A 19222-nucleotide genomic window follows, 5' to 3' on the forward strand; every position below is an offset into this window, starting at 1 on the left:
CATTTGTCGCCGTCCGCCGTCGGGATCAGACCGCCAGGACGCCGCCGCTATCGCCGACCCGCCTGACCGGCACATCGAGCAGGCCGAGCGTCGTCCGCAGCAGATTGGCGAAAGGCGTCCCGGGCGCGCAGACCATATGTCGCCCTCCCGCCAAGGCGCCGTCGGCGTGGCCCGCCAGGAAAACCGGCAGGAAGTCATGGGCGTGGACATGCGAATCGCCCATCGGGCTGCCGTAAAGCACCAGCGACCGATCGAGCAGGTTCGCTTCTCCGTCGCCGGTCCGTTCGAGACCCGCGATCAAGTCGGCGACCCGGCCGACGTGGAACGCGTTCAGCCGCGCATAGGCGTCGATCCGCTCGGGCTCCTGGCGATGGTGAGAAGCCGCGTGGAACGGCGTCGTCACGCCGCTTTCGGGATAGATGCGCTGGCTGCGATCCAGCCCGAGCTTGATCGTCGCGACACGGGTCAGGTCGCTCGCAAACGCCAGCCGCACCAGATCGCCGAGAATGCGCACATGTTCGGAGAATGTGGGCGGATCGCCCGTCCGGCCGCTCGGATCGGCATGCGTCGCGATCTCGAAATCGCGAATCCGCCGCTCGAGATCGCGAATGTCGTCGAGATGCGCGATGAGCCGTTGGCGATCCTCGCCGCCAAGATCGCCTTGCAGCCGCCGCGCGGGATCGATCAGGGTATCGAGAATGCTGGCGCCGTTCGCGGCACCGCCGCGACCTGCGCCGAACAGCTTGGCGAATACCTTGCCCGGCGACACTTCCGGCAGGGCCGGCATATGCGCGTCTGCCCAGCTGATGGCGTGGCGATAGGCGGGACTATAGCCTTGCGGCCAGATCGGATCGGGCGGCTCGTCGAGACTCTCGACGGTCAGTTCGAGCGAACCGACCCGCGTCTTGCCCCGGAGCGACCGCGCGAAGATCTGGTCGATCGACGCACCCGCATGGATCTTGCCTTCGGCGCTTCGTACCGGATGCGCGCCGGTCAGGAAGGCGGCGGACGAGCGCGCATGATCGACCCCATCGCCATCCTCGGCGGGCGACAGCGATCCGGCGGGCCGCAATTCGGTATTGCTGACGATCGTCACCTGCTCGCGAAACGGCGCCAGCGCCGCGAGGCTCGGCGTCAACGCGAACCCGCACCCGTCGGCGGCAGGCGACCAGAGATTGCGCGCGCGGCCATAAACGGTACTGCCCGCCGCGCCGTGCACCATCTCGATCGCGAGCAATCGCGGTTGCCTCGGCCGACCGCGCGCCGCCGACGACGCGCTGAGCGGGACCATGGCATGCAGGAACGGCAAGGCCACCGCGGCGCCCATCCCGCACAGCATGGTCCGGCGCGGCAATACGCCTCGAACAACCGACATCATCGACTCCTTCCGACGCGGTTCGTCGGCACCGGGGCGATGCTACGCTTTTCCCTTCGGCAATCTTTCGATAAATCGACAATCGATGTCGAATGATCGCCAATCGTCGCTCGGAGCCGAGAGAGCCGGACGGGAAGCGGCGGTGACGAGCTTCGCGCGGGATTATGCATCGGGCGATACGATCGCGACGCACGCACACGACCGCGATCAATTGGTCTATGCCTCGTCGGGCGTCATGACCGTGCGCACCGCGGAAGGGACCTGGGTTACGCCGCCGCATCGCGCGGTCTGGATTCCCGCCGGTATCCCCCATGCCATCGCCATGTCGGGTCAGGTCGCCATGCGGACGCTCTATTTCCGGCCCGCGCGCATTCCTGGGCTGCCGCGCAAATGCTGCGTCGTCGGCGTCCCCAACCTCGTCAAGGAGCTCATCCTGCACGCCTGCGCGCATGGCGCCGACCGCCATGTCGGCGCGCTCCTCGCGCATCAATTGCGCGCCTTGCCGACGCTCGCACTCGAACTGCCGATGCCGTCCGACGTCAGGGCGCGGCGCGTGGCCGAACGGCTCGCCGTCGCGCCGGGCGCCGAAACTCAATTGGCATCCCTCTGCCGCGACGCGGGGGCGAGCCGTCGGACGATCGAACGGCTCTTTCTGGCAGAAACGGGCCTTTCGCTCGGCCGCTGGCGCCAGCAATCGCGCCTGATGCACGCGGTTCGTTCGCTCGGCGGCGGGGAGAGCGTCACCGCGGTCGCGCTCGACGCCGGCTACAGCACGCCGAGCGCGTTCACCGTCGCCTTTCGCAAGGCGTTCGGGGCCACGCCGACGGCCTATTTCGCTGCGCCTGATCGGGGCACGCGCTAGAGGGGCCGGGGCGGAATCCGGCGCACTCATCGGCCGGGCCGATCGGATGCGGCTGCTGCGAATGGTCTAGACCGCCACCCCAGCGAAAGCTGGGGTCTCATGCAATCATATGATACGGCTTGAGATCCCAGCTTTCGCTGGGATGACAGGATAGAGAATGGCCGAATTCTTCGATGCGCTGAGCGACCAGCATATCGCCTTCGTCGAGCGTCAGCCTGTGTTCTTCGTCGCCACCGCCGCGGCGGATGCGCGCGTCAACCTCAGCCCCAAGGGAATGGATTCGTTCCGCGTCCTGTCCCCCAATCGCGTCGCCTATCTCGACGTCCAGGGGTCGGGCAACGAGACCAATGCGCATCTGATCGCCGATGGGCGCATCACGATCATGTTCTGCGCGTTCGACAATCCCGCGCTGATCCTGCGCCTCTACGGCCACGGCCGCCCGGTGCTGCCGCAGGACGCCGACTGGAATGAGCATGCCCGGCCTTTCGACCTGCTCCCCGGCACGCGGCAGATCTTCGTCATCGAGATCGATCAGGTCCAGACCAGCTGCGGCTGGGGCGTCCCGCATATGAGCTTCGAGCGCGAGCGCGACACGCTGAGCAAATATCACCGCCAATATGGCGAGGAAGTGCGCCAGGCCAAATATGCGGTGCGGCTGAAGAGCATCGATGGCCTGCCGGTGCGCAACCCGACAATGGGACCGCCCCCGAACCAGCAGCAGGAACAGCAACAGCAATGAGCTTGGTCGAACTCGGCGGCTATTCGTACCCGGAAGCACATATCATCGTTGGCCGGCTCGAATCCGAAGGCATTCCGGCGATCGCGTTCGACGCCGGCACGCACATGGCCGAGGGATCATTCCGGCTGATCCCGGTGCGCGTAATGGTCGACGAGGACGATCTGGCGCTGGCGCAGCGGCTGCTTAAAGAATGGGCAGATGATTCTGCCTGAAAAATAAGCACTCCTTCGCGGCTGCACAAATTTTAACGTCTCCGTAACATTTCATTGCGCGATTCCGCTTGTAAACACGTGAAATCGACTCTGGCACGCCCCTTGCGAGGCAGCATTCCGGGACAAAACGGAAAGGGGCGCGATGAAACTCGTCATTGCCATCATCAAACCGTTCAAGCTCGACGAGGTGCGCGAAGCACTGTCGGGCGTGGGCGTCGCGGGTATGACCGTGACCGAGGTGAAGGGGTTCGGCCGACAAAAGGGCCAGACCGAGATTTACCGCGGTGCCGAATACAGCACGAACATGGTGCCGAAGATCAAGATCGAGGTTGCCTGCGCCACCGACATGGCTGGCGCAGTGATCGAGGCGATCCAGGCATCCGCCAACACCGGCGCCATCGGCGACGGCAAGATCTTCGTGCTCGACGTCGGTCAGGCGGTGCGCATCCGCACCGGCGAAACCGATGACAGCGCTCTCTGAGATGGGGGGAATGATGAAACAATCGACCAAGATGCTGGCCGGATTGGGAGCCGTGGGCGTTGCTGCGCTGATGTGCCACCCGGCCTTTGCCCAGGCCGTGGCCGCTGCGCCCGCGCCTGCCGCCACACCTGCCATTGCCACGCCGTCGCTCGCCAATATGAACAAGGGCGACAATACCTGGATGCTGGTGTCGACTCTGCTGGTGCTGATGATGTCGGTACCCGGCCTGGCCTTGTTCTATGGCGGCCTGGTCCGCACCAAGAACATGCTGTCGGTGCTGACCCAGGTGCTGATGATCGTCTGCATGGTCGGCCTGATCTGGGTGTGCTGGGGCTATTCGGAGACGTTCACGACGTACAGCCCATTCGTCGGCAATCCCTTCACCAAATTGTTCCTGAAGGGCGTCGATGCCAATGCCGCCGCGGCGACCTTCTCGAACGGCGTCTATATTCCGGAACTGACCTATGTCCTGTTCCAGATGACGTTCGCGATGATCACCCCGGCCTTGTTCGTCGGATCGGTGGCGGAGCGGATCAAATTCTCGCCGCTGATGCTGTTCGTCGCGCTATGGGCGACCTTCATCTATTTCCCGATCGCGCACATGGTCTGGTATTGGGACGGGCCCGACGCCCTCGCCGCTGCCGCGCTCAAGGGCAAGGACGCGCTCGCCGCCGTCACCGGTGAATCGGGATATCTCTACAACAAGGGGGCGCTCGACTTCGCGGGCGGCACCGTCGTCCACATCAACGCCGGTATCACCGGCCTGGTGATGTGCCTGCTGCTCGGCAAGCGTCTCGGCTATCCGAACGAGCCGATGCCGCCGCACTCGCTGACCATGACCATGATCGGCGCGTCTTTGCTGTGGGTGGGCTGGTTCGGCTTCAACGCCGGCTCGAACCTCGAAGCGTCGTCGATCGCCTCGGTTGCCTTCATGAACACGATGATCGCCACCGCCGCTGCCGGCATGAGCTGGCTGCTGACCGAACAGATCGTGCGCGGCAAGCCGTCGTTGCTCGGTGCCGCCTCGGGTGTCGTCGCCGGCCTGGTCGCCGTCACCCCGGCCTCGGGTTATGCCGGCACGATGGGCTCGGTGATCCTCGGCCTGATGGTCTCGCCGATCTGCTTCTTCTTCGTCAGCTACGTGAAGTCGAAGTTCAAATATGACGACTCGCTCGACGTGTTCGGCGTCCACTGCATCGGCGGTATCACCGGCGCGCTGATGACCGGCATCCTCGCCAATCCGACGCTGGGTGGTCAGGGCGTTGCCGACTATACGACCAAGCCTGGCACGTTGATCGTGGCACCCTATGACTGGGTCGCCCAGTTGTGGATCCAGGCCCAGGCCGTCGGGCTCACGCTCGTCTGGTCGGGCGTCGGCGCCGCCATCCTCTACGTCATCATCGACAAGCTCTGGGGCTTCCGGGTCTCCGAAGAAGTCGAGCGGGAAGGCCTCGACATCGCCGAGCATGGCGAGCGGGCTTACCACTACTGACAAGATCGGGGCGCCGGTCGATCCGGCGCCCCCACGATGTTCCTCCTGCGGACGACCTGGGCCGGTGACGAAAGTCACCGGCCCTCTTTTCAAGCTTCAAATGCAAATGCATTTGAAGCGCAGCCCCGGCGAAGGCCGGGGCCTCGTGCGTCAGGCAATGTCCTTCGTCACACCCGGGCTCGTCCCGGGGTCCACCGTGTCGCTCCGCCAACGGCCGATGGTGCGCGGGACGGTGGATGCCGGCACAAGGCCGGCATGACGGGTAAGCCGAGTGTGATCAGCCCTGACCTCCCTTCCGAGGAGGGGAATCAGCCCTGATTGATCTGCCGGATCAGCTCGCGATGCGACGGCAGGTCGTCGACCGCCTGATCGCCGAAATGCCGGATGCGGGCGAACACGGTCGCCGCGCGGCGATTGTCCGGCATGCCGCCCCCGGGCGGATCGGTGCGAAAGCCCATGCCGTAGAGAATGTACTGATAGTTGAAATAGGCGAAGGTCTCGACGTCGAGCATGAAGTCGAACCGGCTGGGCGGGCGCGAGCGCCAGCGATCGAGCATCTCCTTGAGCGCGTCGGGGATCGAACTCGGGTCGGCATTGTCGCGCCAGAACGGCTCGTCGCGCCGGCTGAGGCAATAATGCAGCTTGAGGAAATTGACGATATTGTCGAACCGCGCGGTCATCAGCGCGTTGAAGCGATCCGCCGAGGCGTCGACCAGCCCACTTGGCGGGAGCAATTCGGCGATCATCGCCGCGGCGGCTTCGATCAATACGATCCCGGTCGATTCGAGCGGCTCGAGAAACCCCGCCGCCATCCCGACCGCGACGCAATTGCCGACCCATTGGCGGCGGCGATAGCCGGGGTCGAAGGTGATCAATCGCGCGTCGGCGGCAAGCTCGGGCTGGCCGATATAATTGCCCAGGATGTCGCGGGCACGCGCTTCGTCGACATGGTCGCTCGAATAGACTGAACCGACGCCGCGCAGGTCGCGCAGCCCGATATCCCAGATCCAGCCCGCCTCGTGCGCCGCCGCGATCGTATAGCTGGGGAGTGGCGCGTCGGGGTCGCCGCGCGGCACGCGGCAGGCAAGCGCACGGTCGGTGAACAGGTAGCGGCGCACCGAGACGAACGGCTCGTCGAGCGCCTTGCCGATCAGCTCGGCGCGCAGCCCGGTGCAATCGACGAACAGATCGGCGGTCAGCGTCCCCGAGCGTTCGAAGTCGAGACTTTCGATCGTCCCGCGCTCGCTCAGCTTCGCACCGAGCAAGCAATCCTCGACATGAGCCACGCCCAGGCTCCGTGCGCGATCGGCGAGCAGCCGCGCCAGCGCCGCCGCGTCGAAATGATAAGCGTAATTGAGCGGGGCGGCGAACCCATCCTCCTCGGCACGCTTCGGTCCGCGGCGCTCTTCGGCGACGCGGTGCTGGATCGTCACCGCCTCCGCGAAAGGCGGGCGGGTCGCCTCGTCCTCGGCCAGCCATAGCGACACCAGGCTGGCGTCGGGCGCATAAAGCGGCGCTTCGAACGGATGGAAATAATGATCGTGCGCGCCCGGCGCCGGGGTGCGCACCCAGTCGTCGAACCGCACGCCTTGCTTGAACGTCGCGCCGGTCGCGCGGATGAAATCGCGTTCGTCGATATCGAGGAATTGCAGCGTCGTGCGGATCGTCGGGAACGCGCCCTCACCGACGCCGACGATGCCGATATCGGGCGATTCGACCAAGGTGATCGACAGATCGGGGCGATTGGCGATGTCGAGGAACTTGGCAAGATAGGCAGCCGTCAGCCAGCCTGCGGTGCCGCCGCCGACGATCAGGATGCTGCGCTTTCCCTCCATATTCCTTCGCTACCGTCCTTAACTGCGCACGAACAGGCCCTTGATCCACGCCGGCGCCGCACGCGATGCCTGACGCCAGTCGCCGTCCCTCGCATCGACGACGTAGCGTGACGGGTCGAATAGCTTGACCCGTCCCGCCTTGAACGCACGCGGCCGCAAGGTCGCCAGGGTCAGGCCGTGTTCGAGCGCGGTGGCGGCGAGCAGCCCGTCGCGTTGATCGGCATAATCGAGCACGGCGGCGCGGCGGACGATCGCGGCGTCGATCGCGAGCACGCGGCCGTCGAACGCGCGCGTCACCTGATCGTCGAGCCAGGCGCGCCACAAGGCGCCCGCCGCGCGATCCTTGCGCGCGGAGCGGGCGGCGATGCCCTCGAGTTCGTGGAGGGTGATCGCCGAGATGAATAGGCTCTGCGGCGCGGTTCCCGATGCCCAATCGGTCAACCCGGGATTGGCACGCCCTCCACGCGCGTCGCGCAGCGCGACCACCACCGGCGTGTCGAGCAAGTGCATTCAGCGCTCGCCATCGCGATGGCGCCAGGGATCGGCACGCGGCGACAGGTCGTTTTCCGGCAAGGCGTTGGTCGGCCCATTGGGCGCGGCGAGCAGGTCGACGATCGTCTCGCTCTGCCCCGACAGCCGGCGGAACGCCTCCATGCTCATCAGCACATGCGTCGGCCGCCCGCGGTCAGTGACGAACACCGGTTCGAATCGCGCCAGTCGCTTCGCCTGGCTGACGTCCTGATTGAATTCGCGGCTGGAAACGACTCGCATTTTGGGTGCTCGCTCGGCCTGATTGGGCTACTGATTATGTAGGTACGTTACTACGTTGTAGCGGGCCCGCAACACTTTTCCCCCGACGGTCGAAAAAGTGACGCCGCCGACCGGCAAGCGCGCAAAAAGCCCATTGCTAACGTTACCAATCGGCTTTCCCTTGCCCGTGACATGGCCCGCTCAGGGTCGGAATGGGGATGGGGAAAGCGCATGCCGCAGCAAGGTGTGATCGACAGTCTGATATCGACGGTAACGGGAATCCTGGCGCCGCATGGCCCGGCGGTAGGGGCGATAGCCAAGAGCTACACGCCGGGCGATTTCAGCGTTCATTTCTTCCTGCAGCTGGCGGTGATCCTGCTCGCGTGCCGCGTGGTCGGCTGGGCGGGACAGAAATTGCTCGGCCAGCCGCAAGTGGTGGGCGAGATGATCGCCGGCGTCATCCTCGGGCCGTCACTGCTCGGGCTGCTGTTCCCCGATTTCCAGCTCGCCCTGTTCCCCAAGGAAACGCGCAACGTGCTCTATGCCGGCGCGCAGCTCGGCGTTGGCCTGTACATGTTCATGGTCGGCCTGACGCTCAACCTCGATCATTTCAAGGCCAAGGCGAAGAGCGCGGCCGGGGTGTCGGCGGCGGGCATCGTCGTGCCGTTCCTGCTCGCCGCGCTGATCACGCCGATGCTGCTGACCGTGCCGGGGCTGTTCGCGCCGGGCATCAGCAACGCCAATGCGACCTTGTTCATGGGTGCGTGCATCGCGTTGACCGCTTTCCCGATGCTCGCCCGCATCATCAACGAGCGTGGCCTCGCCAATTCGTCGCTCGGCACCTTGTCGCTGACCGCGGGTGCGTTCGACGATGCCACGTCCTGGTGCGTGCTGGCGGTGGTGCTGGCGACGTTCGGGGCGGGTCCCGGCGTCGCGGTGCTCGCGATCGGCGGGGCGATTCTCTACACTGCGTTCATGCTGCTTTACGGCCGGCGCCTGCTCGCGCCGCTCGGCCGCGCGGTCGAGGCGCGTGGCGAGATGACCACCACCGTGCTCGCCATCACGATGATGCTGTTCTGCCTGTCGGCGTTCGTGATGGACGCGATCGGCATCCACGCGATCTTCGGCGGCTTCCTGCTCGGCGTGTGCATGCCGCGCGGCCTCTTCGTCGAGGAATTGAAGCGCAAGGTCGAGCCGCTCGCGGTCGTCCTGCTGCTGCCGATGTTCTTCACTTATTCGGGGCTCAACACCCGAATGGACATGGTCAATTCGGTCGAATTGGTGCTGATCGCGCTCGGCGTGCTGGCGGTGTCGATCCTGGCGAAGTTCGGCGCCTGCTGGGCAGCGGCGCGGCTGTCGGGCGAGGACAATCGCACCGCATTGGGCATCGGCGCGCTGATGAACTCGCGCGGGCTGATGGAGCTGATCATCATCAACATCGGGCTGCAGAAGGGCATTATCGGCCCGACCCTGTTCTCGATGCTGGTGCTGATGGCGATCGTCACGACGATGATGGCCGGGCCGTTGTTCGAGATCGTCTATGGCCGCAAGGCGCGCGCCGACGGAGAGCTCGGCGCGCTGAACACGCCCGAGCGTGGCGCCCTGGTGATCGACGCGGCGGAGTAAGCTTCATGCATCGCTGCACCTTGCGGGCGCTCGCGCTCGCCGCCACCGGCTTGGCTGCGTCCGGCGCGCAGGCCCAGGACATCACGCTCAAGCCGCTGATCGATGCGCGGCTGCGCTACGAACATGTCGACCAGGCCGGCATCGCCGACAGCGCGGACGCGGTCACGCTCCGGATTCGGAGCGGCGTCCAGGCGAGCACCGGGCCGTTCAGCGCGCTGGTCGAGGCGGAGGGAAATATTCCTTTCACCACCAGCTACAATGACGGGTTCAACGGCCGCGCGCTGCCGACCGTACCCGATCCCGGCAATATCGAGCTCAATCGCGCCCAGCTGAGCTATGCCGACAAGGGGCTGAAGCTGACCGCCGGGCGGCAAGTGCTCGACGTCGCCGACCAGCGCTTCGTCGGGCCAGCGGCGTGGCGGCAGAACGAACAGACGTTCGACGCCGTGCGCGTGCAATATTCGGGGCTGGGTGGGCTGAAAGGCCTGATCGTCGACGCGGCTTATTCCTGGTCGGTGCGCACGGTGAACGGCATCCAGGGCACGCCCACGCGGCCGCAATCGATCGGCGGCGACAATTACTTCGGGACCATTGGCTACGCGACGCCGGTCGGCACGCTGTCGGGCTTCGCCTATCTAGTCGACCAGGATTCGGCGACGCTGTCGGGCTTCCGCCTGTCGAGCCAGACTTATGGCGTGCGTTTCGCCGGCAGCCGGCCGCTGTCGAAGGACCTGAAGCTCGGCTATATCGCGAGCTATGCTCGGCAGAGCGACTATGCGCGCAATCCCAACCATTATGCCGCGACCTACTGGCTGGGCGAAGCGAGCCTGGCGGGCAAGGTGCTGAGCGCGACCGCCGGCTATGAAGTGCTCGGTGCGGACAAGGGCGTCGCGCTGACCAGCGTACAGACCCCACTCGCCTCGTTCTTCAAGTTCCAGGGCTGGGACAGCAAGTTCACGGTCACGCCGCCCAACGGGTTGCGCGACGCCTATGCGACGGTCGGCGCCAATTGGAAGGGTCAGGGCTGGGTGTCGAGTTACGGGCTTGGCGCGACGTATCACCATTTCGACAGCGACCGGTTGTCGCTGCATTATGGCGATGAGCTGGACGTGATCGCCTCGGCCAAGGTCAAGCGCTACGCCTTTGCCGCGCGTTTCGCGCATTACCGCGCCGACGCGTTCGCGACCGATACCGACAAGGTCTTCCTGACGGTCGACTGGGTGTACTGAGTTCCCTCCCCTCCCTGAAAGGGAGGGGATTAAGGGGTGGGTGTAGCGTCGGCCGAGGCTCGATGCCTCGTCCGACGCTGTTTTGGCAGCCGGTGAATGAGTCTTTTTGGGCGCGCAGACGCGCGCACCCACCCCCAACCCCTCCCTTTCAGGGAGGGGAGTCAGCTCGCCAAATCCGCCTTCACGAAATCGGCGCAACGTTCCCCGATCATGATCGATGGCGCGTTGGTGTTGCCGCTGATCAGCTTGGGCATGATCGATGCGTCGGCGACGTAGAGGCCGCCGACCCCGCGCACGCGCAGCTTGGGATCGCACACCGCACCGGCGTCCGATCCCATTCGCGCGGTGCCGACCGGGTGATAGACGGTATCGGCACGCGCGCGGATCAACCGCTCCAGCGCATCATCGTCGCCAAAATCGATCGGATAGCGGTCCTTGCCGCGATGCCGGCTGAGCGGCGGGGCGTTGAGGATGCGGTACATCGTGCGCACCCCCGCCTTCATCACTGCCATGTCGCGCGGATCGGTCAGGAAGGCAGGGTCGATCAACGGGCTTTCGCGCGGATCGGGCGAGGCGAGCCGGACGGTGCCGTGGCTTTCCGGCCGCAGCACGCAGACATGGCACGAAAAGCCATGCGCCTTGACCTTGGTCCGGCCGTGATCCTCGAGCACCACCGGCACGAAATGCAGCTGGACGTCGGGCGCCGGTGCATCGGGCATCACGGTCAGGAAACCGCCAGCCTCGGCGAACGGCGTGGTCATCACCCCCGACCGGCTCTTCAACCAGCGGATCACCCCGCCCGCCATGCTGAGCGTCCCAGCCAGCGAACTGCCAAGGAAGAAGCGACCCGGCACTTCATAGGCCGCGACGTAATCGACATGGTCCTGCAGATTGGCGCCGACATCGGGCCGGTCGACCGCGACCGTCAGGCCGTTGGCGGCGAGGTGCGCGGCGGGACCGATCCCCGACAGCATCAGCAATTGCGGCGTTCCGAACACCCCGCCCGCCAGCACCACCGCCTTGCGCGCGCGGATGACATGGCGTTCGTTGCCGCGGGCGTAGGCGACGCCCCAGGCCTTGCCGTGTTCGAACAGCACGCGTTCGGCCAATGCCTGGGTCACGACGTGGAAATTGGCCCGCGACAGTGCCGGCTCGACATAAGCGCGGCTCGACGTCCAGCGCTCGCCATTCTTCTGCGTCACCTGATAGAGGCCGACGCCGTCCTGGCGCGCACCGTTGAAATCCTCGTTGCGCGGAACCTGTAGCATCGCCGCGGCCTCGACGAATTCGAGGCTGCCGGGATGAGGCCAATGCTGGTCGGACACGCTGAGCGGCCCATCGCCGCCGTGGAAAGCATCCGCCCCGCGCTCATTGCCCTCGGACCGTTTGAACGCCGGCAGCACGTCGGCATAGGACCAGCCGTCGCAGCCCATCGCTGCCCAATTGTCGTAATCCCAGGCATTGCCGCGCAGATAAAGCATCGCGTTGATCGCGCTCGACCCGCCCAGCCCCTTGCCGCGCGGCTGATAGCCGCGGCGGCCATTGAGCCCCGGCTGCGGCACGGTTTCGAGCCGCCAATTGGTCTTGTCGTTCTGGAAGGCCATGAAGCCGGGCACGCGTGTCCTGAGCCCGGTGTTTCGCCCGCCCGCCTCGAGCAACGCTACGGTATGGCGGCCGTCCTCGCTGAGCCGTCCGGCCGCCGCGGCGCCGCCCGATCCTCCCCCGACGACGACGATATCGGCTTCGTCCACTCAGCATTCTCCCGCTCGCGCTCGCGTTGTTCCCAAAGAGCTTTGATAGTTTCCGATGTCTCGCGGCTGCCGTCGTGGCTCCAACCCGGCGGCTTGGCGATGTAATTCCATTTGGCCTTGAGCCCCGGCGCCGACCACACGTCCCTGGCGATCCCGACCCATTCGTGGAACGCCGCCCAGATCAGGTTGAAGCTGCCGAGATTCTTGACGATGCCGTAGCGCGGCGCCTCGTCGTCGCGCTCGGGCTCGAACGTGCCGAGCCAGCGGTCCCAGACGATGAACACCCCGGCATAATTCTTGTCGAGATAGCGCGGGTTGGTCGCATGGTGGACGCGATGGTGCGACGGCGTGTTCATCACCGCCTCGAACCAGCGCGGCATCCGCCCGATCACTTCGGTGTGGATCCAGAACTGATAGATCAGATTCACCCCGCCGACGAAGATCACCATCGCCGGCGGAAACACCAGGAATAATGGCAGCCGGAAGATGAAGGCGATCGAGAGGAACCCGGTCCAGGTCTGCCGCAGCGCGGTCGACAGGTTATAATGCTGCGAGCTGTGATGGATGACGTGGCTCGCCCAGAACCAGCGCACGCGATGCGCCGAGCGGTGGAACAGATAATAAGCGAAATCGTCGATCACGAAGCACAAAGCGAACCAATACCAGGCCCAGGGATTGGGCAAGGTCACGATCCGGAAATGGCCGTAGAGCCAGGTCGCCATCGCATAGATCAGTCCGGCGGTGATCGCCCCCGCGACAGTGCTGCCGGTGCCGAGCGCGAGGCTGGTCAGCGTGTCCTTGGGCTCGTAGCGGCTTTTGTCCCTGACCCGGGCGACCAGCATCTCGGCCAGCACCAGCAGCACGAAGCCGGGCACGGCGAGCGAGACGATGTCGGGCAAGTGCGGCGCGGTCATCAACATCCTCAGGGGCATATTTACCCCTCATCCGCGGCTTGCTTACACTAGTGTAAGTGGCGCTTCCAGACCCCGAACCTGATCGGCGGTGATGCCGAACAACGTGACCGGTCCGAACAGTTTCTCGCCGGTATCGACGGTCGCGCCCTCGACCGCTTCGCGCACCCGGAGCGGGGGAACCAGCCGGCGCACCGCGACCTTGGCGCCGTGGCGCTTGATCACCGCGATCGTGCCCTGCCCCTGGACCAGCGCCGCGCTGCCATCGCCTGAGATCAGCGCACGGCCGCCCTCGAACCCGGCCAATGCCTCTTCGGCGAAGCGGCGGGCATCCTCCTCGGTGGCGATCCGGCTCTCGCCCAGCTTGAGCCAGCGCGCAAACCCGGCCAGCGCCAGGATCGCGACGATCGACCCTGCGAGCTGGACGAGCTGGGCGTGGGTCACGCCTGCGCCTTCAACTGATCGAGCAACGGGCGGAGGCCGTCGAGATTATACCCCGCGCCGGCGCCCCTCGCGATCAACTCGTCGGGATCGGCGCCGTTCCTGGCCTGAGCCAGAGCCCAGAGGTTGCATGACCGCGTGCCCGATCGGCAGAAGGCGAGCACCGGGCCGTCGGCACCCGCCAGCACCTCGGCCATCGCCTCGATCTGCGGATAGCTGAAGCCGGCATGGGTGATCGGGATCGCCGTGTAGGTCAGCCCTGCCGCCTCCGCGGCCGCGCGGATCGCGTCCCCCGGAATCTGGCCGGCTTCCTCGTCATCGGGGCGGTTGTTGACGATCCCGGTGAAGCCGGCCGCCTTGATCGCCGCCACGTCCTCGACCGCGATCTGCGGTGCTACCGAAATATTGTCGTCAACTTTGCGGATCATCGTCACTGGACCTCATCGTTGTTCGGGAAACAGACTCACGCGGCTTCCCGGATGACTTGCAGGAAGGCGTCACCATAAGCGTCGAGCTTGCGTTCGCCCACGCCCGAAATCGTGCCGAGCGCGGCGCGGCTGTCGGGTTTGAGCTCGGCCATCGCGCGCAGCACCGAATCGTGGAAGATGACATAAGGCGGGACGCTCGCGTCCCTGGCGAGCTCGCGGCGCTTCTCGCGCAGCGCCTCGAACAAGGGATCGCCCACCGGATTGGCGCCGCCCGCGGTCGAACCGCCACGGCGCCGCCGTTCGCGCTTGGGCGGCAGGACGAGTTCGACTTTCTCGCCGCCTTTGAGGATCGCGCGCGCGCCCGGCCCGAATTCGAGCCCGCCATGCGGATTGGTGCGCAGCGCATCGCGGACCTGGAGCGCGCGGCCGACCGGACGGAGCAAGGCGGCTTCCTCGCCATCGACGATGCCGAATACCGACAAAGCCTCGTGCCCGTTCATCAGGCTGCGCTCGCTCGACTGGCCGGTCAGGATCGCTTCGACATAGCCGCTGCCGAAACTCTGCCCGGTGCGGAACACCGCCGAGAGATATTTCTGCGCGACGGTGGTCGCGTCGACCGCGGCGGGCGGGGCGAGGCAATTGTCGCAATTGCCGCAGCGATCGGGCACGTCACGCTCGTCGAAATGCCCGAGCAGCAGCTTGCGGCGGCATCCCGCGGTTTCGACCAAGGCGCCAAGCGCGTTGAGCCGGATGCGCTCGCCTGGTTGCCGTGCGCTTTCGACCTCGCCGATCCGCTGGCGCGCTTTGGCGAAATCCTCGGCGCCCCAGAATAGATGCGCGATCGCGGGGTCGCCGTCGCGCCCGGCGCGGCCGGTCTCCTGATAATAAGCCTCGATCGACTTGGGCAGCCCGGCATGCGCGACGAAGCGGACGTCGGGCTTGTCGATGCCCATGCCGAACGCCACCGTGGCGACAATCACCATGTCCTCCGACGCGACGAAATCGGCCTGGTTCTTCGCCCGCACGCGCGGTTCGAGCCCGGCGTGATAAGCGCGGGTCGGGCGCCCGGTCTTGGCCAAAGCCTCGGCCAGTTTCTCGGTGCCGGCGCGCGTCTGGGCGTAAACGATGCCGGGGCCTGGCGTTTCGGCGATCAGATCGGCGATCTGACGCGTGGTATTGTCGCGCGGGCTGATCGCATAGCGGATATTTGGCCGGTCGAACCCGGCGACGATCAGCCCGTCCTTGGGAATCCCGAGCTGCTCGAGGATGTCAGCGCGGGTATGCGCATCGGCGGTCGCGGTCAGCGCGAGCCGCGGGACACCGGGAAATTTGTCGAGCAGCGGGCGCAGCAGGCGATAATCGGGGCGGAAATCGTGCCCCCATTCGCTGACGCAATGCGCTTCGTCGATCGCGAACAAGGCGACGCGTCCGCGCTCGAGCAAATCGTGGAAATCGCTGCCCGAGGCGCGCTCTGGGGCGATGTAGAGCAGGTCGAGCTCGCCATCGAGGAAGCGTCCGCGCGTTTCCGCGCGATTCTCATCGACGCTGGTCAGGGTCGCGGCGCGGATGCCGACCGCTTCCGCCGCGCGCAACTGATCGTGCATCAACGCGATCAGCGGGCTGACGACAACGCAGGTGCCGTCGAGCATCACTGCCGGTAATTGGTAGCAAAGCGACTTGCCGGCCCCGGTCGGCATCACCGCGAGCGTATTCTCCCCCGCCAGCACACGCGACACTACCGATTCCTGCACGCCGCGAAACGCAGGGAAGCCAAAAGTCGAGTGGAGAACGCTAGCGGGATCGGTCACGGCGGCGGATGTAGCCATGCACGGGTCAGACTTCCATCAAATCGCGGCCGATGACGAGCCGCCCGGCGAAATTCCGGCGTACCGCGGCGATAGGCGTCTGGAAATCGGCCCTTTTTCGTGGACGTTCGTTGATTGGAATAAGCTTCTCGATCGACAAGGCACGTGAAGCCCCTCTCCCGCGTGCGGGAGAGGGAGGGGCCCGCCGCGAAGCGGTGGGAGGGTGAGGGTCTTCTTTTGTCCTGCCGTCTGCTTGGAAGAAGAAAGAAGACCCTCACCCAACCCTCTCCCGCACGCGGGAGAGGGCTTAACGGCAACGGTTTGCAATCGATATGATGCGGCGAGCGCGGCAAGAACGGTGCGGCGGTTGGGTTGCATGGCGCGGTGCTACCGTTAAGCGGAATGGACAGCAGCGGAGAACAAGAATGGCCGAGAATATAGTCGTCGACAATCGCGCCGAGAACGAATTCGAGCTCGAGGTCGATGGCCATCGCGCGATCGCGGCATACCAGCTGGAAGGCGACACGATCACTTTCACGCATACCCTGGTGCCCAAGAAGCTCGAAGGGCGCGGGGTCGGATCGAAGCTGATCCGCGCGGCGCTCGATTCGGCGCGCGACCGCGGGCTCAAGGTCATCCCGATCTGCCCGTTCGTGAAGGCGTTCATCGAGCGCCATCCCGAATATCGGGCGCTGGTCGAACGCGCGGACTGAGGCCAAGCGATGAGCGAGCCCAAACTCCACCCGAGCTGGCTCGAACCGCTGCGCGGCGAGTTCGCCAGCGATTATATGGCGAGCCTGCGCGCCTTCCTGGTCGCCGAGAAAGCGGCGGGCAAGGCGATCTTTCCCAAGGGACCCGAATGGTTCCGCGCGCTCGATTTGACGCCGCTGGAGAATGTCCGCGTCGTCATCCTCGGGCAGGACCCCTATCACGGCCCCGGCCAGGCGCACGGCCTGTGTTTTTCGGTCAAGCCGGGGACGCGCACGCCGCCGAGCCTGGTCAACATCTACAAGGAAATGGAGGCCGATCTCGGCATTCCGCCGGCGCGGCACGGCTTTCTCGAACATTGGGCCGAGCAGGGCGTGCTGCTGTTGAACGCGGTGCTGACCGTGCAGATGGGAATGGCGGCGTCGCATCAGGGGCGCGGCTGGGAACGCTTTACCGACGCGGTGATCCGCTTGGTCAATGCGCGCGAAAAGCCGGTCGTGTTCATGCTGTGGGGCAGCCACGCGCAGAAGAAAGCGGCGTTCGTCGAATCGGTCGAGCGCGGCGGGCGGCATTTGGTGCTGCGCGCGCCGCATCCCTCGCCTTTGTCGGCGCATACCGGCTTTCTCGGCTGTCGCCATTTCTCCAAGGCCAATGCGTTTCTCGAAGCGCATGGCGAGAAACCGATCGATTGGGCGTTGCCGGCGATCGGGTGAGACCGACCTGACGTGCCGACCCACTAAATCCCCCAATTGCAAACGGGGCCTATAAACGTGCTTGACCCACTCTTAGGTGCGTGCCCGCGCTTGCGCGTCGTTTTCGGCAAGTGCTTTCGGATGGGCGCGGAAGTGGATCGCTATAGAGCCTTGGCACGCGTCGCATCCGTATTTCGCTTCATTGCCATGGATGCCCTTCAATTGAAGGAAGCTCTTGCGGCTGTTGATGAAGCAGTTTGCACAAAGATAATGGGGCTCTTGGCCGTTCTCCATTCCAACCTTCATCACGTAGGCAATCGCGCCCCGATAAACGTCGCGGGCTTCATAGCGCTCCATCTCTCCCGACCAGTCTTTCAGGCGCACAATTTCCTGTTCCAGCGCGTCTATGCGCTTCAGGCTCGCCGAATACTCGCGTTCCGCCGCACTCAGAGCGTTTTGGGCCTCTATGACATTCCGCTGGATATCAATGACGGCTTGGTTTCGCTCGACCTCCGTTTTCAAAGCGAAGATGCCCTTCGCAATGTCGAGCGCGGCCTTCGTGCCCGCGTAGCCCGCCTGAATCTCTGCGATCATGAAACCCCTCCCGAGTCGTTGGGAGGGACCATAGTCTAAAGGCGGCCGCAATCCCCATGCGGATGCCGCGCTTTTTCATGCCTCAGTGCTTTGTGTATCTGGTCATAGCCATCCATCCGATCGAACCCCGTGGCGATAGCTATCTTGTTCCATGCGGTGCGGGAGTAGGTTGCCCGCATATAGCTCCCTTGCGGGTTGCCGATCCACGGCTTCTGACACTCCCGCCAGAACTCCGTGAACGGTTCTAGGTCACCATTGGAATGCTCGTATAGGAACGCCAACAACGCCCGGAGCCCTAGGCTCGGCTGTATCGGCCTGCCGCTGGCGCGCTCTGTGATATCGTAGAGCGCACACATACCCAGATAGATCGCCCGCTCTGTCTCGATTCGCATCATGAGAACATATACGGAACGAGCGGGCAGAACAAATGTCGATCCCTTGTGAGTTATCTCACAGGGGGGGCCTTGTGTAAGCGGGACCTTGCGAGTATGGCTTGGCAAGATTGGAACCGCCATGCTCTATAACCTGGATGAAATGGAAGACCGGTTGGCAGCCTTGGATGCTGAGCGCGAGCCCTTGTTGGCGCTTATCGCAGCCGCACGCGCCTATGAGGGTACGGTTGGGAAGGTAGTCAAACAGACACGAAGCGTGACGATTAGGGATAGTCGTGGTGCCCCGTCTATAACCTCGCAGACCGTCGCGGTGGTCAATTCGCTCATTGCCGAGAAGGGCGCGCCTGTGCCTACCCGGGACGTGGTAGCGGAAATGTCGCGGCGCGGCTTGCCGGTGCCCGACAAGAATCCCCTCAATGTGATTTCAGCGCGGCTGTCTAGTCAGCGCAGCCTCAAGGGCCGACGCGATATGGGCTGGTGGCCGATAGACAAGCCGTGGCCCGACGCGGGGCGCGGGGAATCAGACACTTTGCCCGGCTTGCAAGGTGAAACTCGGGAGGCGCCGATGTGATAGCTAACGCATAAGGGTGTCGAGAGGCCCTAATACGAGAAAGGCCAGCGCGAGGCTGGCCTAACCCGTAACCCACTCTCGGAGGCAAATATGCCCTCGTGAAGGATCGCTGTGGAGCTTTCCCTTCGCATATTTCGCCTCCGGGAGCAACCGGAGAACCGACAATGATCATTGTTCGGGGGCACTTCCGCGTGCGGCGATTCCGCATCGTGAAGGTAAGACCTTACCACCGCCGCCGCTAATCTAGCTTCGGCTTCTCGTGCCGTTTCGACGGCTTATCGTCGAATTTAACGGAGGGCGGGGATCGCTCAGACGGTCCCCGCTTTTC

Annotated in this window: 20 protein-coding genes; 10 read left to right on the plus strand and 10 right to left on the minus strand. The window is 65.0% G+C overall.

Annotated features, from left to right (window positions below):
- Positions 1-25: 25 nt before the first annotated feature.
- The gene (locus AC1DQQ_RS20230; RefSeq protein ID WP_478046575.1) at positions 26-1375 is read right to left on the minus strand and encodes a DUF1552 domain-containing protein; all 1350 of its coding nucleotides are present in this window, start codon (positions 1373-1375) and stop codon (positions 26-28) included.
- Between the two features lie 142 nt (positions 1376-1517).
- Here AC1DQQ_RS20230 and AC1DQQ_RS20235 point away from each other — a divergent pair, with 142 nt between their 5' ends.
- The 5 genes from AC1DQQ_RS20235 (at position 1518) to AC1DQQ_RS20255 (ending at position 5161) form a co-directional block, all read left to right on the plus strand.
- Positions 1518-2237, plus strand: a complete 720-nt coding sequence (locus AC1DQQ_RS20235; protein WP_478046576.1) for an AraC family transcriptional regulator — start codon at positions 1518-1520, stop codon at positions 2235-2237.
- Positions 2238-2394: 157 nt separating this feature from the next.
- Positions 2395-2976 carry a pyridoxamine 5'-phosphate oxidase family protein gene (locus AC1DQQ_RS20240; RefSeq protein WP_478032423.1) on the plus strand — a complete coding sequence of 194 codons (582 nt, stop codon included), beginning with the start codon at positions 2395-2397 and terminating at the stop codon, positions 2974-2976.
- Complete coding sequence (locus AC1DQQ_RS20245) at positions 2973-3188, plus strand: putative signal transducing protein (protein ID WP_478046577.1); 216 nt, start codon at positions 2973-2975, stop codon at positions 3186-3188. The genes AC1DQQ_RS20240 and AC1DQQ_RS20245 overlap by 4 nt, the downstream gene beginning before the upstream one ends.
- A gap of 142 nt (positions 3189-3330) precedes the next feature.
- A complete protein-coding gene (locus tag AC1DQQ_RS20250) occupies positions 3331-3669 on the plus strand; it encodes a P-II family nitrogen regulator (RefSeq protein ID WP_478032421.1) in 339 nt (112 codons plus the stop codon).
- A gap of 13 nt (positions 3670-3682) precedes the next feature.
- Positions 3683-5161 carry an ammonium transporter gene (locus tag AC1DQQ_RS20255; RefSeq protein WP_478041302.1) on the plus strand — a complete coding sequence of 493 codons (1479 nt, stop codon included), beginning with the start codon at positions 3683-3685 and terminating at the stop codon, positions 5159-5161.
- Positions 5162-5469: 308 nt separating this feature from the next.
- Here AC1DQQ_RS20255 and AC1DQQ_RS20260 read toward each other — a convergent pair whose 3' ends face one another.
- From AC1DQQ_RS20260 to AC1DQQ_RS20270, 3 genes are read right to left on the minus strand one after another with little or no spacing between them, the layout of a single operon-like run.
- Positions 5470-6996, minus strand: a complete 1527-nt coding sequence (locus AC1DQQ_RS20260) for a tryptophan halogenase family protein (RefSeq protein ID WP_478046578.1) — start codon at positions 6994-6996, stop codon at positions 5470-5472.
- Between the two features lie 18 nt (positions 6997-7014).
- Positions 7015-7506 (minus strand): PIN domain-containing protein, encoded by a 492-nt coding sequence (locus AC1DQQ_RS20265; RefSeq protein ID WP_478046579.1) that lies wholly within the window; start codon positions 7504-7506, stop codon positions 7015-7017.
- Positions 7507-7767 (minus strand): type II toxin-antitoxin system Phd/YefM family antitoxin, encoded by a 261-nt coding sequence (locus AC1DQQ_RS20270; RefSeq protein WP_478046580.1) that lies wholly within the window; start codon positions 7765-7767, stop codon positions 7507-7509.
- Between the two features lie 210 nt (positions 7768-7977).
- On the opposite strand from AC1DQQ_RS20270, the gene AC1DQQ_RS20275 reads away from it, so the two are divergent.
- Positions 7978-9372, plus strand: a complete 1395-nt coding sequence (locus tag AC1DQQ_RS20275) for a cation:proton antiporter (RefSeq protein WP_478046581.1) — start codon at positions 7978-7980, stop codon at positions 9370-9372.
- A 5-nt stretch (positions 9373-9377) separates the two neighbouring features.
- Positions 9378-10601, plus strand: coding sequence for an alginate export family protein (locus AC1DQQ_RS20280; RefSeq protein WP_478046582.1), 1224 nt, complete (start codon positions 9378-9380; stop codon positions 10599-10601).
- 161 nt (positions 10602-10762) lie between these two features.
- Here AC1DQQ_RS20280 and AC1DQQ_RS20285 read toward each other — a convergent pair whose 3' ends face one another.
- Genes AC1DQQ_RS20285 through recQ form a run of 5 tightly spaced genes read right to left on the minus strand, consistent with a single transcriptional unit; the run spans position 10763 to position 15958 of the window.
- Positions 10763-12352: a GMC family oxidoreductase gene (locus AC1DQQ_RS20285; protein ID WP_478046583.1), complete on the minus strand. Its 1590-nt coding sequence runs from the start codon at positions 12350-12352 to the stop codon at positions 10763-10765.
- Entirely contained in the window at positions 12262-13284 is a 1023-nt protein-coding gene (locus AC1DQQ_RS20290; protein ID WP_478046584.1) for a sterol desaturase family protein, read from the minus strand. Before AC1DQQ_RS20290 ends, AC1DQQ_RS20285 begins: the two co-directional genes overlap by 91 nt.
- Positions 13285-13308: 24 nt before the next feature.
- Positions 13309-13707 carry a hypothetical protein gene (locus AC1DQQ_RS20295; protein WP_478046585.1) on the minus strand — a complete coding sequence of 133 codons (399 nt, stop codon included), beginning with the start codon at positions 13705-13707 and terminating at the stop codon, positions 13309-13311.
- A complete protein-coding gene (locus AC1DQQ_RS20300) occupies positions 13704-14132 on the minus strand; it encodes a protein tyrosine phosphatase family protein (RefSeq protein WP_478046586.1) in 429 nt (142 codons plus the stop codon). The genes AC1DQQ_RS20295 and AC1DQQ_RS20300 overlap by 4 nt, the downstream gene beginning before the upstream one ends.
- A 35-nt stretch (positions 14133-14167) precedes the next feature.
- Positions 14168-15958, minus strand: a complete 1791-nt coding sequence (gene recQ / locus AC1DQQ_RS20305) for a DNA helicase RecQ (protein WP_478046587.1) — start codon at positions 15956-15958, stop codon at positions 14168-14170.
- A gap of 404 nt (positions 15959-16362) precedes the next feature.
- Between recQ and AC1DQQ_RS20310 the strand changes: the two genes are divergently transcribed.
- Both AC1DQQ_RS20310 and ung read left to right on the plus strand, forming a co-directional pair.
- The gene (locus AC1DQQ_RS20310; RefSeq protein ID WP_478032407.1) at positions 16363-16650 is read left to right on the plus strand and encodes a GNAT family N-acetyltransferase; all 288 of its coding nucleotides are present in this window, start codon (positions 16363-16365) and stop codon (positions 16648-16650) included.
- Positions 16651-16659: 9 nt separating this feature from the next.
- Positions 16660-17358, plus strand: a complete 699-nt coding sequence (gene ung / locus AC1DQQ_RS20315) for a uracil-DNA glycosylase (protein ID WP_478046588.1) — start codon at positions 16660-16662, stop codon at positions 17356-17358.
- A 72-nt stretch (positions 17359-17430) separates the two neighbouring features.
- Here the strand turns inward: ung and AC1DQQ_RS20320 are convergent, their stop codons facing one another.
- Positions 17431-17931, minus strand: a complete 501-nt coding sequence (locus tag AC1DQQ_RS20320) for a hypothetical protein (RefSeq protein ID WP_478046589.1) — start codon at positions 17929-17931, stop codon at positions 17431-17433.
- A 513-nt stretch (positions 17932-18444) separates the two neighbouring features.
- Here AC1DQQ_RS20320 and AC1DQQ_RS20325 point away from each other — a divergent pair.
- Positions 18445-18894 (plus strand): hypothetical protein, encoded by a 450-nt coding sequence (locus tag AC1DQQ_RS20325; RefSeq protein ID WP_478046590.1) that lies wholly within the window; start codon positions 18445-18447, stop codon positions 18892-18894.
- Positions 18895-19222: the final 328 nt, after the last annotated feature.

The sequence above is a fragment of the Sphingomonas sp. P4_G3 genome (assembly GCF_056401105.1).